The following is a 16,912-nucleotide window of genomic DNA, read 5'->3' as shown; positions in this document are numbered from 1 at the left end:
TCACCGGACCGTCAGGAGACGACCCGCGGTCGGTCCACCGGCATCCGCTCGCCCGGGTCCGGCGGGGCGTCCGCCACCACCCGCTCCACCGCCCGGCACAGCATGTGCAGCACGGCGAGGTGCATCTCCTGCACGGTGGCGGTGTCGCCCGGCAGGCACACCGCGTCCGTGCAGGCCTCCGCCAGCGGGTTGGGCCCGGGGCCCGTGACCGCCCAGCTCGTCATGCCCATCTCCGTCGCGGCGACGGCGGCCTCGACCAGGTTCTCGCTGCGCCCGCTCGTGGAGAACGTGATCAGGATGTCGCCGGGCCGCCCGTGGGCGCGGACCTGCCGCGCGTAGACCTGCGCGAACCCGTAGTCGTTGCCGATGGCGCTCAGGCTCGACGTGTCGGCGTGCAGCGCGATCGCCGACAGCGGGCGCCGGTCGCCGTCGAACCGGCCGACCAGCTCCGCGGTGAGGTGCTGCGCCTCCGCGGCGCTGCCCCCGTTGCCCGCCGCGAGCAGCCGGTTGCCGGCCACCAGCCGGCGGCCGAGATCCTCGCCCCACCGGGCGAAGGTCGGCGACGCGGCGCGCAGCGCCGGGAGCGCCCGGTCGAGCCGGTCGACGTGCGCCGAGAGCACCTCGGTGATCTCGTCGACCCGTCCGGCCGGGTGCGGTCCGCCGGACCTGCGCCGGCCCGGGCGTGCCACGGGGGTCACCGGGCCACCCCGACCACTGCGGAGTCGTCGTCCAGGAAGTCGTCGCGGTCGTCCGACGCCTCGTCCAGCTTGCCCGGCACCGGCAGGCCCGCCCGTTCGGCGACGACCTCCTCGTACACCGCGAGCGTGCAGTCGGCGACGCGGTCCCAGCCGTAGCGGGCCAGCACCCGGTCGCGGCCGGCGATGCCGTACGCCAGCGCGCGGGTGGGCGTGGCGAGCATTGTCCGCAGCGCCGCGGCCAGCGCGTCGGGCCGGCGTGGCGGCACGAGCAGGCCGGTGACCTGGTCGACGACGGTGTCCTGGATGCCGCCGACCGCGCTGGCTACCACGGGGCGCCCACAGGCCATGGCCTCGAGCGGCACGATCCCGAACGGCTCGTACCAGGGGACGCACACCACGGCGTCGGCGGAGCGCAGCAGGGCCGGGACGTCCTGTCGGCCGACGGCCCCGAGGAGCCGGACCCGGTCGGCGACCCCGGCCGCGGCCGCGGCCTGCCGCAGCCGCCGCGCGTCCGGGTCGGCCTCGAGCGCCGCACTGTGCTCGGTGGCGCCGGCGGGACCGCCCGCGACGAGCAGCTCGACGCCCGGCAACCGGCGCAGGGCCGTGATCACCTCGTCGACGCCCTTGCGGCGCACGAGGCGGCCCAGCACGACCAGCCGCGGCGTCTCGGTGCGCGGCGCGACCGGACCCTCGGGCGAGAACGCCGCCGTGTCCACCCCGCAGGGCACCACGGTCGCGCGCCGCCGGGGTGCACCGAGCCGGGCGAGTTCGAAGACCTCGTCGGTGCAGGTCGCGATGACGCGGTCGACGCGGGTGGCCACGGCGCGCTCCGCCGCGACCCGTCCGGGCGGGCTCGTGTCGTCGGTGCCCTGGTGGCGGCGCTTGACGCTGCCCAGGGCGTGGAAGGTCTGCACCACCGGGACGTCCAGCGGGGCGGCGGCGGACACCGCGACCATGCCGGACATCCAGAAGTGGGCGTGCACGACGTCCGGACGGTGCGTGCGCCAGTCCGCACCGAGCACGTCGGCGAACGCGGGCAGGTACGGCACGAGCTCGTCCTTCGGGACCGGCGAGCGCGGACCGGCGGTCACGGTGCGCACGGTCATGCCCGGACGCACCGTGACGGTGTCCGGGGTGTGTTCGTCCGCACGGCGGGTCCAGACCGTCACGTCGTGCCCGGCGGCGGCGAGCGCCGTGCCCAGCTCGAGGACGTGGACGTTCTGCCCGCCGGCGTCGACCCCGCCGACTGCCGCCAGCGGGCTCGCGTGTTCGGACACCATGGCGATCCGCACAGGCGTCACCTCCTACTCGCGTGGTCCGGCCGCGACGGGCTGACGCGCGCCGCGGCGGTGATGCTTCTCGAGGGCCCGGTCCAGGACGGCGTCCCAACCGATGAGGAACCGGTCGAGGCCGTACCGGCCCAGGACGTACACGCGGCCGGCCTCCCCCAGCGCCCGCGCCCGCTCCGGCTCGGCGACCAGCGCGCGCAGCTCGCGCACGAGCCGGTCGACGTCCGTGGAGCAGAGGCCGGTGCCCGGCGGCACGGCCTCGTGTGCCTCGGTGGTCGCCAGTGCGACCACCGGCATGCCCAGGTGCATGGCCTCGAGGAGGGACAACCCGAGCGAGGTCCACCGCAGCGGGTGCAGGTACACCCGCCTGCGGGCCATCTCGTCGTGCATGCGGTCCTGCGGCAGGTCACCGACGGTGCGGACGTCCGGGCAGTGCAGGTGCGCGCCGAGCCCGTCGGTGCCCATCCCGAACACGTCGAGCGGCACGGCGGCGCCGAAGCGCGGCAGCAGGTCCGTGCCGGTCACCCGGCCCCGCCGGACCGGTTCGTTCACGCACACCGCGGCGGCCGCGAGCTCGCCGGTGTAGCGCAGCCCGGGATCGACGATGCCGTGTTCGACGACGGTCGTGGGCGTGGAGCCCGTGTCCCACATCAGGTCGTTGAAGTGCGTGACGTGCACGAACAGCAGGTCGTCACGGTCGGCCACCGGGTGCCGGCTGCTCGCGGCCGGTCCGCCCCGCGGAGCGTTGTGCTCGAGGAACACCGCGGGCAGGTCGCGCCCGGGTCGCCGGCCCAGCCAGCGTTCGGCGAGCTCGATCTCCTCGGGCCGCTGCAGGACGACCACGTCGACGTCGACGTCGGCCAGTTCCTCGGGCGACACCTCGACCGCGGATGCCGGCCAGTCCCAGGCCGCAGGACGACCGCCGCCCCACGGGCCGCGCTCGGGCAGCGTGGGGAGCAGGTAACGGTGAGAGCCCTGGACGAATGCCGTGGTCCAGGAGCCGTGGACGTGCCAGACGAGGACGTTCACGAGGGGGCGGCACCGGTGTGGGGAGCTCTGGGCATGGCGAAGTAGTCGCCACGGCATGGTTCAGCCAAACCACACTGCGACGACTGCTACTCTCCGTTGCTTTTTCCCCGCCGGTCGTGTACTCCTCGTCACCGCTCGCCGACTCGGTGACGCAGCGGGTACCCCCATCAGGTCCGGGTATACGCCGAGAATGGCGACAGGAAAGCTCGACGACGACGCGAAGCGCGACGTGCGGACGGAGTTCGGCGAGGCCGTGAACATGACCGCGAACCAGCTGGAGAAGTGGCTCGACACCGACGAGTCGCGCTCCGTCGGCGACACCGGGGGCTCCGGCTCGGAGTCCACCGGGCACGAGATGGGCCGGCACATCGTCGAGCTGCGCGACAAGAAGGCCGGCGACCTCGACGACTACGACTACGCGCGGATGCGCAAGGTCGTCGGCTACGTCCACCGCCACCTGGCCCAGCGGCCGACGGGCGACGTCACCGAGACGAAGTGGCGGTACTCGTTGATGAACTGGGGCCACGATCCGCTGAAGTGAGCCGGGATTGGTGCGCCACGGGTCGGGGTAGCTCGCGCCCCGTGACGAGACGATCGCGCGCCGAGCTCTGCCGCATCGCAGAGGAGACCTTCGGCTGGACGCAGCTGCGTCCCGAACAGCTCGAGGCGATGGAGCCCGTGACGGACGGCCGCGACGTGCTGGCCGTGCTGCCCACCGGAGCGGGCAAGTCCGCGATCTACCAGGTCCCCGCCCTGCTCCTGGACGGCCCGACGGTGGTCGTCTCCCCGCTGATCGCCCTGCAGCGCGACCAGCGCGAGGGGCTCGCCGGCACCGATGCGCCCGACGCCGTCGTGATCAACTCGGCCCAGCGCGCCGCGCAGACCCGCCGCGCGTGGGACAAGCTGCGCGACGGCACGGCCGAGTACGTGTTCCTCTCCCCCGAGCAGCTGGCCAACGACGAGATCGTCGACACGCTCCGCGCCGCCGGTGTCTCGCTGTTCGTGGTCGACGAGGCGCACTGCGTCTCCGAGTGGGGGCACGACTTCCGGCCGGAGTACCTGCGGCTGGGCACCGTAATCGAGCGGCTGGGGCACCCGCCGGTGGTGACGCTGACGGCGACGGCCGCTCCCCCGACCCGCGACGACATCGTGGCCCGGCTCGGCCTGCGCGAGCCCGCCCAGGTGGTGGCCTCCTTCGACCGCCCGAACCTGCACCTGACCGCGCACCTGTTCCACGACGACGACATGCGCCGGGCCGAGGTGGTCGAGCGGGCCGTGGAGCTGTCGCCGAGCGGAACCGGCCTGGTCTACTGCGCGACACGCAAGGACACCGTCGCCTACGCCGACGCGCTGCGCGCCCGGGACATCCGCGCCGCGGCCTACCACGCGGGGATGAAGGGCGCCGACCGCGACGCCGTCCACGCCCGGTTCCTCGACGGTGACCTGGACGTGGTCGTCGCGACGTCCGCCTTCGGGATGGGCATCGACAAACCGGACGTCCGCTTCGTGCTGCACGCCGCCTCCCCGGCCTCACTGGACTCCTACTACCAGGAGATCGGCCGGGCCGGCCGTGACGGCGAGCCGGCCGAGGTGGCACTGCTGCACCACGCGTCGGACCTGAACCTGCAGCGGTTCCTGACCTCCCGGCGGCCGAAGCCCGACGCGCTGCGGGCCGTCCTGGGCGCGTTGTCGCCCGGCGAGCCGCTCACCCCGAAGGAGCTCCGTTCCGGGGCGGGGCTGGGCCCGGCACGGGTGACCTCGGCCCTGAACCTCCTGGAGCAGGCCGGGGCGGTGCGGACGGACGCGAAAGGACGGGTGCACCGCGGCGAGCTCCCGGCCGGCGACGCGGTCGAGCGCGCGGGCGAGATCGCCGAGCGACAGCGCCAGGTGGTGCGGTCGCGGATCGAGATGATGCGCGGCTACGCCGAGACCACCGACTGCCGCCGTCGCCTGCTCCTGGGCTACTTCGGCGAGCAGGTGGCCGACCCGTGCGGGCACTGCGACAGCTGTGAGGCCGGCACCGCCCGTGCCCCCGATCCCGCGGACGACGGCGCCGCCGCGCAGGACGGCCTCGACTCGCGGACCACGGTGCGCCATCCCGAGTGGGGCGAGGGCGTGGTCATGTCGACCGAGCCCGACCGCGTCACAGTGCTGTTCGCCGAGTACGGCTACAAGACCCTCTCGCTCGACGCCGTCCGGCAGAACGACCTCCTCGAGCCCGTCGGGCAGGGCTAGCGCCCGTGGCCGGCTACCGGCGCGGGCTGCGCCTGTGGGGCAGCGTCGTCGTCGTGGCGGGGGCCTCGGGGACGGTGGGCCGGGCCACGGTCCGGGCGCTGGCGGCGCACGGTGCGCGTCCGGTGCTGGTGGACGCGCACGCCGAGAACGTCGGCCAGGCCCTGACCGTGCCGGCGGACCTCACCGACCCGGACGCCGTGCAGGGCGCCGCCCGGGAGGTCGTCGACCGCTGCGGCCGGATCGACGGCTGGGTCCAGTGCCCCGGTCCGCCGACGTCGGGCGCGCTCCTCGACCTGCCGCTCGACGAGGTGCGACGCGTCGTCGACCGCGACCTGCTGGGGGCGGTGCACGGTGCCCGCGCCGCACTCCCCCACATGATCTCCGCGGGGAACGGCGTGCTGGTGGTCGTCGCCTCGGTGCACGGCCAGGTCGCGCGGCCGTTCGGGGCTCCGGGGAGCATGGCGTCCGCGGCGGTCCGGGTGATGGCCGGTGCGCTGCGCGAGGAGTTGCGGCTCGACGGGGTGCGCGGCGTGGCGGTGACGGCGGTGCTGGCGCCCGCCTCGGCCACGTCGCGCGACGTCGCCATCGCCCGCACCGTGCTGCGCCAGCTCCGGCATCCCCGGCTGGAGAAGGTCGCGGGCGGCCCGGTGACCAAGGCGGTCGTGCACGGGCATGCGCTCGTACCAGGGCTGACCGAGTGGCTCGTGGCACGCCGTACCGGCGGTTGAGACAGGGCCGCAATGGCTACCCGCGGGGCAGACCGTCACGTGCTCATGTCGTCCCGACCGCCGGAGGACTCCTGTGTCCCGCCCCCCGACGTCCTCACCGTCGTCCGCCTCCTCTTCAGGCCCCGGTGAGCAGCCGGCCCACTCCGGCGTGCCCGGCTCCAAGGCCCTCGCGTGGGCGGTGGTCGGCCTGGCTGCGCTCCGCAAGCGCAAGGACCAGTCGGCGGTGCACAAGGCCAGCGTCGACCCGTTCCGGCCCCGGCCGCCACGGGCACACGGTCCCGGCACCAATGGGCAGGTGGCGACGTCCGAACCGGGCGTGCACGCCGCTCCGGCCTCGAACTCCGCCGGGTCGGACTCGGCGTCGGACACCCCGGCCTCGAACGGCGCCCCCTCCGACGCCGTGCAGCGACCCGGGGAGCAGGCCGAGCTGCCCACCCAGATCCCGGCGAAGGGCTGGTGGCAGGTCACCCGCCGGGCGTTCAAGGAGTCGTCGGCGGACAACGTCGGCATCCTCGCGGGCGGCATCGCCTACGCGGCCTTCCTCGCGATCTTCCCGGCCCTGATCGCCGGGATCAGCCTGTTCGGGCTGGTGGCCGACCCCGCGACGATCGGCCAGCAGGCCGAGGGCGTGCTGGCAGCGCTACCCGAGACGGCCCAACCCCTGCTCCGCGACCAGATCGTCTCGCTGACACAGACGAGCGGCGGCGCGCTGAGCTTCAGCCTGGCCATCTCGATCCTGCTCGCGCTGTGGAGCGCGTCGAGCGGCACGAGCAGCCTGATGACGGCCATCAACATCGCCTACGACGAGCAGGAGAGCCGCAACTTCCTCAAGCTCCGGGGCACCGCGCTCCTGCTCACCCTCGGCGCGATCGTTTTCGTACTGCTCACGCTGGCGCTGGTCGCCGTCGTCCCGGCGGTGCTGAACGCGCTGCAGCTCGGCACGTTCATCAATCTCATCGTGCAGATCGTGCGCTGGGTCCTGCTGATCGTCCTGATCATCGCGGCGCTCGCCGTGGTCTACCGCATGGCTCCCGACCGCGACGCCCCGCAGTTCAAGTGGACCAGCGTCGGCGCCCTCGTGGCCGGCGTGCTCTGGGTACTGGCGAGCCTCGGCTTCAGCCTCTACGTCAACAACTTCGGCAGCTACAACAAGACCTACGGCGCGCTCGCCGGCGTCGTCGTCCTGCTGCTGTGGCTGTACCTGACCAGCTACATCATCCTGCTCGGCGCCGAGATCAACGCCGAGTCGGAGAAGCAGACGAAGCAGGACACCACGACGGGGCCGCCGCTGCCGATGGGTGAGCGCCGGGCTGAGGCCGCGGACACGGTGGCCGACCCGCCGGAGCCGGCGAAGAAGAAGTAATCGAAGAAGGCACGGTCACGGTCCCGGCCCCCAGTGCGCGTCGAGGGTCAGAGTGAGCCGGTAGCCGACCAGCACGAGCACGTGGATGAGGTACAGCCACAGGGCGAGTGCGGCGACGGCACCGAACACGGGCAGGCCCCCGAACGGGAGCGACCAGTCGACCGGGATCGCGAGGAACAGCAGGAACCCCTGCAGGAAACCGGCGATCACGGAGCCGGCCGCGAAGCTCCCGAGCACCAGCGCGCGGGTGCCGACCCGGCCGGCACCGACCAGCCGGTAGAGCAGCAGCAGCGCGATCCACAGCAGCACGAAGGTGACGTGGAAGGCGATCACCACGCCGAGCACCAGCTTGCTGCCTCCGGCGATGTAGAGCGGCGAGACGACCGGCCCGGCGGCGAGCAGCGCGAGCACGAGCACCGGGGCGACCGCGACGATCGGCAGCAGCGCCAGGCGACCGCTCCAGCCGGTGAACTTGTTCGGGCTCGCCGGGGAGAGCTGCAGGAACGCCCGGCGCAGGCCCTCGCCGTACAGGCTCGCGGGGAAGAGCACGATCGCGGTCTGCAGCGGGGACATCTGCAGCGCGGTCGCCGTGAGCGTCCGCAGCGCCACCGGTGTGCCGTGGCCCTGTGGGATCCCGGCGACGGCCGCGGCGACGCCCTCGGTCAGCACGTCGGCCCCGACGAGCGCCGCCGCCAGGCGGAGCGACACGAGGACGATCGGGACGACCCCGATGATGCCGAAGAACGTCGCTCCGGCGGCCCACAGCGCGAGGTCGCTGTCCGGGTAGGAGCGGCCGATGCCCCGGACGAGCTCGCGGCCGACCCGCCGGGCACCGGCAGCGCGCGTCGCCGGCCCCGGGGCGGCGTCCTGCTCAAGCGGCCCGTCCGCCTCGCGCCGGTCTCCCGCACCGGTCGCCGTCACCGGGGGCCTGTCAGCTCGTCCACGCCTCCACAATGCCCCGAGGCGCCGACCGACAACCCGCGGGCCGGTCGGAGTGCGGTGACACACGTCCCGCCTGCGCGTGTCACGCTGGGACCGTGACCGGCCACCTGCCGACCGACGGGCCCCAGACCGGCGAGACACGGACCGGCGAGACACGGACCGGCGAGACACGGACCGGCGAGCAGGGCTGGGCCGCGCTGCACGGCGGCATCCGGCCGTCGGCCGTCGTCCGGATCTGGCTGGGCGGGGTGCAACGGCTCGCCGCCACGGGTCCGGTCGCCCGCATCTCCCCCGATGCGCTGTCCGTGGCCGGGGTCGTTGTCGCCGGAGCCGCCGTGCTCGTCGCCGTCGCAGGTGGACGGTGGCCGCTGCTCGCGGCGGTGCTCGTGGTCCTGGTGGGGGTGCTCGACGGGCTCGACGGGGCCGTCGCGCTGCACACCGGCCGGGCCCGCCCGCTCGGTGCCGTGGTGGACGCGATGGCGGACCGGGTCGGCGACCTGCTCCTGCTCGCGACGCTCGCCGTGCTGGGTGCGCCGCCGGTGTGGTGCGTCGCGGCGGGAGCGCTGACGTTCCTGCACGAGTACCTGCGGGCCCGCGCCGGCGCCGCCGGGATGCCCGGGGTCGGTGCGGTGACCGTGGCCGAGCGCCCGACCCGCCTGGTGCTGGTGGCGGTGGCCTGCCTGGGCGCCGGCACCCTGCCCGCGGGCACTCCGCTGACGGGCTGGGGCTGGGCGACGGTGTGCGTGATCGGCTGGGTGGTCGTCGGCGCGGTCGGGTTCGTCCACCTGGCGATCGGCGTGGCGCGGACGACCCCGGGCTAGCCCGGCACTCAGGCCGGGCCCACGAGGTCGGCGACGATCTTCGCCGACAAGGCGACGATCGGCAGCCCGCCGCCGGGGTGGGCGGAGCCCCCGACGAGGAACAGCCCGGGCACCGGCGACCGGTTCGCCGGACGCAGCAGCGCCGCCCAGGACCCGTGCGACGCGGTGCCGTAGATCGCCCCACCGGGCGCCGCGGCGTCGCGCTCGAGATCGGCCGGGGTGCGGACCTCCCGCCAGCGGATCCGGCCGCGCACGTCCTCGCCGCGGCGCGCCAGCACCTCCAGCACGCGGTCGGCGTAGCGGTCCCGCAGTCCCGGCGCATCCCAGTCGACGCCGCCGTCCGGGTCGTGCACAGGGGCGTTGACGAGCACGAACCACGCCTCACCGCCGGGCGGCGCCATCGCCGGATCGGCGGGGGCGTGCACGTAGACCGTCGGGTCGGCCACGGGTGCGGGCCGCCGGAACAGCGCGTCGAACTCGGCGTCGTAGTCGGCCGGGAACCAGACGCGGTGGGCCGGCCGGGCGACCCCAGTTCCAGTCCCGGGCCCGCCGTCGAGGGCGAGCAGGAGGACGAAGCCCGCCACGGACGCCGGTGCGCGCCGCAGCAGGGTCCGCGTGGCCGCGGCCCGAAGTGTCGGGCGGCGCAGCAACTGCTCGTAGACGATCCGGGCGTCGGCGTCGCAGACGACGACGTCCGCGGGCACCCGACGGCCGTCGGCGAGACGGACGCCCGACACCCGCCGTCCGGCCGTCGTGACCTCGGCGACCGGCGAGTCCAGATGCACCTCGACGCCGAGGTCGTGGCAGCGCCCGAGCAGGGCGTCGCCCAACCGGCGCAGGCCCCCGCGGACCCACCACGACCCGAAGCGCTGCTCGACGTACGGCGTCACCGACAGCACCGACGGGGCACGGCGCGGGTCCGACCCGGAGTAGGTGGCGTAGCGGTCGAGCCACATGCGCAGCCGCGGGTCGGGCAGGAGCTGCTCGCCGAGGCGGCGCAGGGTCAGCCACGGCGCGACCATCCGCAGGTCGCGCAGCCGGGCGCTGAACCGCGCGAGGTCGCGGGCGCGCAGGGGGCGGTGCAGCACCGGCTCGCCGACGAGGTCCCAGAGCCGGGCGGACCGGTCGTGGAACGCCTGCCAGGCCGCACCCGAGCCGGGGCCGAGCGCGCCGTCGAGCGCCGCCGGCACGGCCGCCGGATCGAACGGCAGGTCGAGGCGGGTGCCGTCGGCGAACCGGTACCCGCACACGGGGTCGACCGGTTCGAGCTCCAGCTCGGCAGGCCCGCCGGTCGCCGCGAACAGATCCGTGAACACCTGCGGCATCGTGAGCAGCGACGGACCGGTGTCGAAGGTGAACCCGTCGCGCCGGTACTCCCCCAGCTTGCCGCCGTGGGTGGCGGCGCGTTCGTGCAGCACCACCCCGTGGCCCTGTGCCGCGAGCCGGGCGGCCGCGGCCAGTCCTCCGACGCCCGCGCCGACGACGACGATCCGCGCCACGTCAGCGCCCCGGGGCAGGGCCGCCGGCGAGCCGCCGCCCCTTCCAGGTCAGCTCACCCCGCCGGTGCCCGCGCCACGACGCCCCCAGCAACCCCAGTAGCGCGGCGACCGACACGGGGTGAGCCAGCGCGTCGGGCCAGGCGCGCCCGCCGCTGTGCCCGGCGGCCAGCACCCGGCTCGCCACAGCGGCGCCGTACCCGACGAGCCCGGCCCGGGATCCGCACAGGGCCGCGAGGGGCGGCACCACGTAGGCGAGCGCCAGCGCCGCCGCGACCGCCGCGGACGCCGGCGCCGGTCCGAACGCCGCCCAGAGCGACTTCCGGTACCCGGCGCTCAGATCCGTCCAGCCCTCGTACATCCGGCAGGCCGCGAGGTCGGCGCCGTCGGCCACACCGACCCGCCCGCCGGCCCGCTTGACCGCGCGGGCCACCGCGAGGTCGTCGAGCACGTCACGGGCGACCCCCGCGAACCCCCCGGCCCGCGACAGCGCGGCGGCGTCCGCGACGAGGAACTGCCCGTTCGCAGCGCACAGCGCGGGGCTCGTCGACCGCTCGGCCCTTCTCAGCGGCAGCGACACCATCCACGACCACTGCAGCAGCGGCTGCACCAGCCGGGCCGCGGCACCGTCGGCGAGCTGGCGCGGCCACGGCGACAGAAGGTCGAGCCCGGCGCCCCGCAGGACCGCGACCGCCGCGGCGACGGCGTGCGGGGCCAGCACCACGTCGGCGTCGACGAAGACCAGCACCCTCCCCCGCGCGGCGTCCGCGAGCTGCGCGCCGGCGTGCGGCTTGCCCGGCAGCCCCGGTGGCGGCGGGGTGCCGGGCAGCACCCGGAGCCGCGGGTCGCCGTCGGCGACGGCGCGGACGACGTCCGCGGTGCCGTCGGTCGAGCCGTCGTCGAGCACGAGCAGCTCGAGGTCGGGGACGCCGCGCTGGGCCAGCAGCGCTGCGAGCGCGGGAGCCACCCGGTGGGCCTCGTCACGCACCGGCAGGGCGAGGGTCACCGGCTCGGCGACGGGCGGGGGGTCGGCGGGTGGACGGCGCAGCCCGCGGAGGTTGGCCACCTGGTGCAGCGTGCCCAGGACGGCCAGCGCCGAACCCGCGAGGACGAGCGCACGGGCCGGTGGCACCACGGGTACGGTGGCGGGCCGACGAGCGGGACGACGGCGGGCCCGGCAGGATCGAGACATCACGGCGAGCCTAGATCGGTCCCGCGCCTCGGCCCGGTCGAGCCCGCCCGACCGGCTCCCCACCGGCTCGTGCCGACCCCGTCCACCGGAGGACCCCGATGTCCCGTCCCACCGCAGGCGCGGAGCGCCTCGTGGTGCACGGCGGCTTCCCGGCCGTCGCGCCGCGGCTCGGCCGAGCCGTGCCGTGGGTGCTGGTCGGCGCGACGGTGCTCGTGCAGATCGTCTACCCGCTGATGCCCGACGCGCTCCGCACCGAGATCACGGTGGCCTCGGTGCTCGTGTTCTGCGCGGCGGCGCTGGCCGACGCCGGGCGGGTGCACGGGCTGCGCGGCGCGGCAGTGCTGCTCGCGGTGGCGGGCGGGGGCGGCCTGCTGGTCGAGGCCGTCGGCGTGCACACCGGGCTGCCGTTCGGCGCCTACGCCTACACGGGCGATCTCGGCGCGGAGGTGCTCGGCGTGCCCGCGGTGGTGCCGCTGGCCTGGACGATGATGGCCTGGCCCGCGCTGGTCGTCGGCCGGACGCTGGCGCGCCGGGTGCCGGTCGCGCTGGTCGGCGGCGCCGCGCTGGCGGCGTGGGACCTGTTCCTCGACCCGCAGATGGTCGACGCGGGGCACTGGACGTGGGCGCACCCCGACCCGGGGCTGCCGCTGGTGCCCGGGGTTCCGCTGACGAACTACGGCGGCTGGCTGCTGGTGTCCGTCGTCATGATCGGGGCGCTGGACCGGCTGCTGCCCCGGCACACGGCGCCGTCGGGCCCCGCGGCCGCGCTGTACCTGTGGACCTACGGCTCGTCCGTGCTGGCACACGTGGTGTTCTTCGACCGCCCGGGCTCCGCGCTGATCGGCGGGCTCGTGATGGGGACGCTGGCCGTGCCCTTCGCCTGGGTGTTGTGGACGACCGCGCCGAGGACGGCGCGGACGGCGCGGACGGCGCGGACGCGCCGGGATCAGTCGGCGTAGCGCGCTTTCACGGCTCCGTCGGAGGCCTCGACGAGCACGCCCGTGCCGACGCCGTAGGCCACGACGGCGTCGAGCCTGCCGGAGCCCCAGTCCGCCGCGCCGACCCGGGCACCGAGCTCGGCGCGGCTCAGCGACCCTCCGTCCAGCGCCTGCAGCACGGCGCCGAGGTGGGCCTCGCGCTGCGGGTCGTCTTCGCGCGGAGGGGCCGTGTAGTGCCGACGGCCCGGGGTGGGGGCCGGCGCACCCTCGATCGTGCCCGTACCGCCCCGGCCCGGAGCGGACTCCGGCGCAGGCGCCGGGACCGCAGCCGACCGGCCGCCGCCCCACAGGCGGCGCCACCACCGCAGCAGTGCTCCGTCGCTCATCGTCGCGCTCCGACTCGACGACGGCTCGACCCGGTCAGGAGTCGCCTTCCGCGGCGGGCTTGTCCGCGTACTCGTCCGACGCGTCGGGGTGCGTCGCGGCGTCCGGTCGCGGCCCCGACGGCGCGGTCATCGTCGGCTCCGCGTCCTGGTCTCCCTGCGCGTAGGCGGGGTCGGTGTCGGGTGAGGTGACGGGATCGGTGTCGGCCATGCCGGAGGCGTACCCACTCGCCAGCGTTCCGGCACAACCGGTACCGCCACCCGGAAATGTGACAACTCCGCCACTGTCGGCCACGAAGAGCGATCCAAAGAGGATTGCGGCTTCTGACAGGGGGTAGTGCCTCTTTGTTAGATCCCTTTGCCCCCGAGACCAGGAGTCACCACGCGATGAGCCAGCAGATCGGCGGATACCCGCCGGCCAGCACGGCCGGCTCCCCCGCCGGCCAACCCACCACCCAGGTGGCCCGTGACGAGGCCACGGACGTCGGTCGCACCGCGGCGGACGCCGGACGGCAGGTCGCCGGCACGGCGGCCGAGCAGGCCGCGAACGTGGCGCAGGAGGTGAAGACGCAGGCGCGCGACCTCCTCGGCGAGGCCCGTGGCCAGGCCCAGGGCCAGGCCCGGGCCGGTCAGCAGAAGGCGGCCGACGGCATCCGGTCGCTGAGCCAGGAACTGCGGGAGATGGCCGACGGCGGGCAGCAGTCCGGAATGGTGTCGGAGGTCGCGCGGCAGGCCGCGGACCGGGCCGACAACCTGGCGGAGTGGCTCGGTCGGCGAGAGCCCGCCGACCTCGTCGACGAGATCCGGTCGTTCGCCCGCCGCCGACCCGGCGCGTTCCTGCTGGGCGCGGCCGTGGCCGGCGTGGTCGTCGGACGGCTCACCCGTGGAGCCGTCGACTCCGCCCGGGCCGAGTCGGGGCCTGCACCGCAGCATCTGGCTGGATCGCCCACCTACCGGGTACCGGCGACCCCGCCGTCGCCGTACCCGACCGGGCTCGACACCCCGACGCCGCCGCAGGGTCACGCCGTTCCGCCCCACCTGCCCCCGTCGCCCGCAGCCCCGCTGCCTCCGGCGCCCCCGCACGTTCCCCCGATCGACCCGCTCGACCGGCCTGCCGGGGAGCGCCTCGGCACGGCGGACCCGCTCGTCGACCCGCTCGACGACCCGTACCGCTCCGGACGTGGGGACTTCCGGTGACCGTTCCGCAGCATCCGCACCGCGCGGGAGCAGCTGATCCGTACCCGCCGCCGGGCCAGTACCCGCCGAACCCGTACCCGGGCGGTGCCGTGCCGGGTCCCGTCGGCGGACCGGGTGGCTCGCACGCCGCGGTGCCGCCCGCGTCCGGGTCACCGGCCCACACGCCGCACCCCGCCGGCTCCTACGACGACGTCGGCGGTGTGCCGGTCGGCGAGCTCGTCGGCAACGTCACCCGCGACCTGTCGACGCTCATGCGCCAGGAGCTCGCTCTGGCCCAGGCCGAGCTCAAGGCCGAGGCGAGCAAGACGGGCAAGGCCGCCGGTGCGCTCGGCGCCGCCGGCTTCGCCGGCTACATGGCCGTGCTGTTCCTGTCGATCTGCCTGTGGTGGGCGCTCGGCCACCTGATCGGCAACAGCTGGTCCGCGCTGGTCGTGGCGGTGATCTGGGGCATCGTCGGCGCGGTTCTCTACTCGACCGGACGCAAGAAGCTCCGCGAGGTCAACCCCACTCCCGAGCGCACCGTCGACACCCTGAAGAACGTTCCCGACGCCCTCAAGGGCGAGGCAGGAGGACACCGGTGACCACCTCGAGTGATCCCGAGCAGATCCGCCGGGAGATCGAGCGGACCCAGGCCGCGCTGAGCCAGGACGTCGACGCCCTGGCCGAGAAGGTCACCCCGGGCAAGATCGTCGAGCGCCGGGTGGACCGCGCGCGCGACGCCGCGACACGGTTGAAGGAGAAGGTCATGGGCAGCGATCCGTACGGCCGCCACGGATCCGGTGAGTCCGTGGGTGGCAGCGTCTTGTCGGCCGCGTCGACCGCGACGGACCGGGTGTCCGGCACGGCCTCGTCGGCCGCCTCGTCGGTCCAGGGCGCGGCGTCGAGTGCCGCAGGGACGGTACAGGACGCCGCGTCGACGGCCGCTGGCGCTGTGCAGGAGGCCCCGGCCGCGATCCGGCGGCAGACGCGGGGCAACCCGCTGGCCGCCGGGATCATCGCGTTCGGCGCCGGCTGGCTCGTGTCGTCGCTGCTGCCGGCCAGCCGCCGTGAGCAGGAGCTCGCCGACCAGGCGAAGCAGGTGGCGCAGGAGAAGGTCCAGCCGGTGGCCCAGCAGGTGGCGGCCGAGGTGAAGGAGAACCTCCGCGAGCCGGCGCAGCAGGCCGTCGAATCGGTGAAGTCGACGGCGCAGGACGCCAAGGACACCGTGACCGACGAGGGCCGCTCGGCGGCCCAGGACGTCCAGGGCCGCGCCCAGGACGCCGCGGGCAACGTCCGGAGCAGCACGAACGGCAGCTGATCCGGTAGGCGGACGGCCCGGCTCCGGAGGGGGAGCCGGGCCGTCCGTCGTCTCACGGACCCTGGTGGGTCACGAGCGGGTAGCGCAGCAGCGCCGCCACCCCGTCTTCGACCGGCTTCCCGACCAGCCCGGTGCGCCCGCCACCGAGCGGCTCGAACGCGGCACCGGATGCGGCCGCGGCGGCGAGCAACGCCACGTCGACGGGCACCTGCCCGACGGGCTCACTGCCCAGGCCACGGAGCCGCTCGGCGTCGGTCGCCACCTGGCTCGCGACCTCGCCCACCCACAGCTCGCCGTCGCGGTCGACCCCGCCGTCGAGGAACAGCGTGTCGACCTGCTGGGCGCGCAGCGCCTCCAGCACGGGCTCCAGCCCGCCGACGGCCAGGCCGTCCGGGCGGCCCAGCGCCTGGTCGAGCCGGTCGAGCACGGCCTGGCGCTCGGCGTCGACGACGTTGCGCGCCGCCGCCTCCACGGCACCCGCCAGCGCGTCGTCGTCTGCGCCGGACCGGCCGCCGCTGTGCTCGACGTCGACCGCGATCGACGCCGAGCGCTCAGCCAGCGCACCGCGCAGCAGCGTCCGCGACTGCCCGTCGCCCGCGAGCACCAGCAGGCGCGCACCGGTGCGCCGGACCTCGGTGTCGACCCGCTCGGCGAGCGCGGCGACGTTCGCCCGCCAGGTGTTCTCGACGGTGTGCTGCATCTTCAGGTGCTTCCACCCGCCGCCGCGCGTCTTGTGCAGGGGGTACCGGTCACCGCGGATCTCGTCGACCTGCTGCGCCCCGGCTCCGTCCTCACCGGCCAGCAGGATCTCCCCGCCGCTCTTGTCGACGCGGACGACGACCGCGGTCGTCGGCTCGGGTACGTCGAGGAGCAGCGGCAGCACGTCGGGCGCCGGGCCCCAGGTTGCGGACGGTCGAGCCGGCGGCTCGGCCAGGATGCGGTCGAGCAGCACGCGGCCGTCCGCGGCGACGAGGGCGCGTCCCGCTCGTCCCACCGCCGGATCGGCGTCGGCGACGGCGCGGTCGAGCGCCGCGAGCGTCGGCTCGTCGGCACCCTGCGCGGCCAGCTCGGTACGGTGCCCCGCCCAGCGCAGCTCCAGCTCACGGTCGGCGGACTCGCTGTCGTGCGAGGCGTCGAGGTAGACGGTGGCGTAGGGCCCGGGGGTCTCGGTCAACTCGGAGAGGAAGTGCAGGTCCACCCCGTTCGCGTACCCTCCGCGGCACTCGTGAATCCCGCAGGTGCCGGTTCGGTGCACCCGCGGGACCTCCGCCCCGATCAGCTGCTCCGACCTGAGCTGCCGGCGA

18 protein-coding genes are annotated in these 16,912 nt (G+C 75.2%); 9 read left to right on the top strand and 9 right to left on the bottom strand.

Annotation, left to right across the window (positions count from 1 at the left end):
- Nucleotides 1–11 precede the first annotated feature (11 nt).
- The 3 genes from RM445_RS07465 to RM445_RS07455 form a co-directional block, all read right to left on the bottom strand.
- Nucleotides 12–620, bottom strand: a complete 609-nt coding sequence (locus RM445_RS07465) for a D-sedoheptulose-7-phosphate isomerase (RefSeq protein ID WP_397469253.1) — start codon at nt 618–620, stop codon at nt 12–14.
- Between the two features lie 74 nt (nt 621–694).
- A complete protein-coding gene (locus RM445_RS07460; protein ID WP_311555377.1) occupies nt 695–1,990 on the bottom strand; it encodes a glycosyltransferase in 1,296 nt (431 codons plus the stop codon).
- Between the two features lie 12 nt (nt 1,991–2,002).
- The gene (locus tag RM445_RS07455) at nt 2,003–3,016 is read right to left on the bottom strand and encodes a glycosyltransferase (RefSeq protein WP_311555376.1); all 1,014 of its coding nucleotides are present in this window, start codon (nt 3,014–3,016) and stop codon (nt 2,003–2,005) included.
- A 190-nt stretch (nt 3,017–3,206) separates the two neighbouring features.
- Between RM445_RS07455 and RM445_RS07450 the strand changes: the two genes are divergently transcribed.
- The 4 genes from RM445_RS07450 (at nt 3,207) to RM445_RS07435 (ending at nt 7,342) form a co-directional block, all read left to right on the top strand.
- Nucleotides 3,207–3,557 carry a DUF3140 domain-containing protein gene (locus RM445_RS07450; RefSeq protein WP_311555375.1) on the top strand — a complete coding sequence of 117 codons (351 nt, stop codon included), beginning with the start codon at nt 3,207–3,209 and terminating at the stop codon, nt 3,555–3,557.
- A 41-nt stretch (nt 3,558–3,598) separates the two neighbouring features.
- Nucleotides 3,599–5,251, top strand: coding sequence for a RecQ family ATP-dependent DNA helicase (locus RM445_RS07445; protein WP_311555374.1), 1,653 nt, complete (start codon nt 3,599–3,601; stop codon nt 5,249–5,251).
- A 5-nt stretch (nt 5,252–5,256) separates the two neighbouring features.
- Nucleotides 5,257–5,979 (top strand): SDR family NAD(P)-dependent oxidoreductase, encoded by a 723-nt coding sequence (locus RM445_RS07440; RefSeq protein ID WP_311555373.1) that lies wholly within the window; start codon nt 5,257–5,259, stop codon nt 5,977–5,979.
- Between the two features lie 148 nt (nt 5,980–6,127).
- Nucleotides 6,128–7,342, top strand: coding sequence for a YihY/virulence factor BrkB family protein (locus RM445_RS07435; protein ID WP_311555372.1), 1,215 nt, complete (start codon nt 6,128–6,130; stop codon nt 7,340–7,342).
- A 15-nt stretch (nt 7,343–7,357) separates the two neighbouring features.
- On the opposite strand, the gene RM445_RS07430 is transcribed toward RM445_RS07435, so the two are convergent.
- Nucleotides 7,358–8,263 carry a YihY/virulence factor BrkB family protein gene (locus RM445_RS07430; RefSeq protein WP_311555371.1) on the bottom strand — a complete coding sequence of 302 codons (906 nt, stop codon included), beginning with the start codon at nt 8,261–8,263 and terminating at the stop codon, nt 7,358–7,360.
- Nucleotides 8,264–8,379: 116 nt separating this feature from the next.
- On the opposite strand from RM445_RS07430, the gene RM445_RS07425 reads away from it, so the two are divergent.
- Entirely contained in the window at nt 8,380–9,105 is a 726-nt protein-coding gene (locus RM445_RS07425) for a CDP-alcohol phosphatidyltransferase family protein (protein WP_311555370.1), read from the top strand.
- Between the two features lie 8 nt (nt 9,106–9,113).
- Here RM445_RS07425 and RM445_RS07420 read toward each other — a convergent pair whose 3' ends face one another.
- The gene (locus tag RM445_RS07420) at nt 9,114–10,604 is read right to left on the bottom strand and encodes a phytoene desaturase family protein (protein WP_311555369.1); all 1,491 of its coding nucleotides are present in this window, start codon (nt 10,602–10,604) and stop codon (nt 9,114–9,116) included.
- Between the two features lies 1 nt (nt 10,605).
- The gene (locus RM445_RS07415) at nt 10,606–11,733 is read right to left on the bottom strand and encodes a glycosyltransferase (protein WP_311555367.1); all 1,128 of its coding nucleotides are present in this window, start codon (nt 11,731–11,733) and stop codon (nt 10,606–10,608) included.
- A gap of 158 nt (nt 11,734–11,891) precedes the next feature.
- Between RM445_RS07415 and RM445_RS07410 the strand changes: the two genes are divergently transcribed.
- The gene (locus RM445_RS07410; RefSeq protein ID WP_311555365.1) at nt 11,892–12,752 is read left to right on the top strand and encodes a carotenoid biosynthesis protein; all 861 of its coding nucleotides are present in this window, start codon (nt 11,892–11,894) and stop codon (nt 12,750–12,752) included.
- Here the strand turns inward: RM445_RS07410 and RM445_RS07405 are convergent.
- Nucleotides 12,740–13,117, bottom strand: a complete 378-nt coding sequence (locus RM445_RS07405; protein WP_311555364.1) for a hypothetical protein — start codon at nt 13,115–13,117, stop codon at nt 12,740–12,742. The two genes, RM445_RS07410 and RM445_RS07405, sit on opposite strands and share 13 nt — an antisense overlap.
- Before the next feature lie 34 nt (nt 13,118–13,151).
- Complete coding sequence (locus tag RM445_RS07400) at nt 13,152–13,325, bottom strand: hypothetical protein (protein ID WP_311555363.1); 174 nt, start codon at nt 13,323–13,325, stop codon at nt 13,152–13,154.
- A gap of 176 nt (nt 13,326–13,501) precedes the next feature.
- On the opposite strand from RM445_RS07400, the gene RM445_RS07395 reads away from it, so the two are divergent.
- The 3 genes from RM445_RS07395 to RM445_RS07385 are packed head-to-tail and all read left to right on the top strand — an operon-like array spanning nt 13,502 to nt 15,608.
- A complete protein-coding gene (locus RM445_RS07395) occupies nt 13,502–14,311 on the top strand; it encodes a hypothetical protein (RefSeq protein ID WP_311555362.1) in 810 nt (269 codons plus the stop codon).
- Nucleotides 14,308–14,892, top strand: coding sequence for a phage holin family protein (locus RM445_RS07390; protein ID WP_311555361.1), 585 nt, complete (start codon nt 14,308–14,310; stop codon nt 14,890–14,892). The genes RM445_RS07395 and RM445_RS07390 overlap by 4 nt, the downstream gene beginning before the upstream one ends.
- Entirely contained in the window at nt 14,889–15,608 is a 720-nt protein-coding gene (locus tag RM445_RS07385) for a DUF3618 domain-containing protein (RefSeq protein ID WP_311555359.1), read from the top strand. Before RM445_RS07390 ends, RM445_RS07385 begins: the two co-directional genes overlap by 4 nt.
- A 52-nt stretch (nt 15,609–15,660) precedes the next feature.
- Here RM445_RS07385 and RM445_RS07380 read toward each other — a convergent pair whose 3' ends face one another.
- Nucleotides 15,661–16,806, bottom strand: coding sequence for a baeRF2 domain-containing protein (locus RM445_RS07380; RefSeq protein WP_311555358.1), 1,146 nt, complete (start codon nt 16,804–16,806; stop codon nt 15,661–15,663).
- Nucleotides 16,807–16,912 lie beyond the last annotated feature (106 nt).

Origin of the sequence: Pseudonocardia charpentierae, from assembly GCF_031845345.1 — a bacterium.
GTDB classification, from domain to species: Bacteria; Actinomycetota; Actinomycetes; order Mycobacteriales; family Pseudonocardiaceae; genus Pseudonocardia; species Pseudonocardia charpentierae.
This window is presented reverse-complemented; position numbering and strand designations above follow the sequence as displayed.

Bases quoted from the DNA above. Each gene is read 5' to 3' on its own strand.
- RM445_RS07410 (WP_311555365.1), top strand. From the start codon at position 11,892: ATGTCCCGTCCCACCGCAGGCGCGGAGCGCCTCGTGGTGCACGGCGGC.
- RM445_RS07395 (WP_311555362.1), top strand. From the start codon at position 13,502: ATGAGCCAGCAGATCGGCGGATACCCGCCGGCCAGCACGGCCGGCTCC.
- RM445_RS07405 (WP_311555364.1), bottom strand. From the start codon at position 13,117: ATGAGCGACGGAGCACTGCTGCGGTGGTGGCGCCGCCTGTGGGGCGGC.
- RM445_RS07400 (WP_311555363.1), bottom strand. From the start codon at position 13,325: ATGGCCGACACCGATCCCGTCACCTCACCCGACACCGACCCCGCCTAC.
- RM445_RS07450 (WP_311555375.1), top strand. From the start codon at position 3,207: ATGGCGACAGGAAAGCTCGACGACGACGCGAAGCGCGACGTGCGGACG.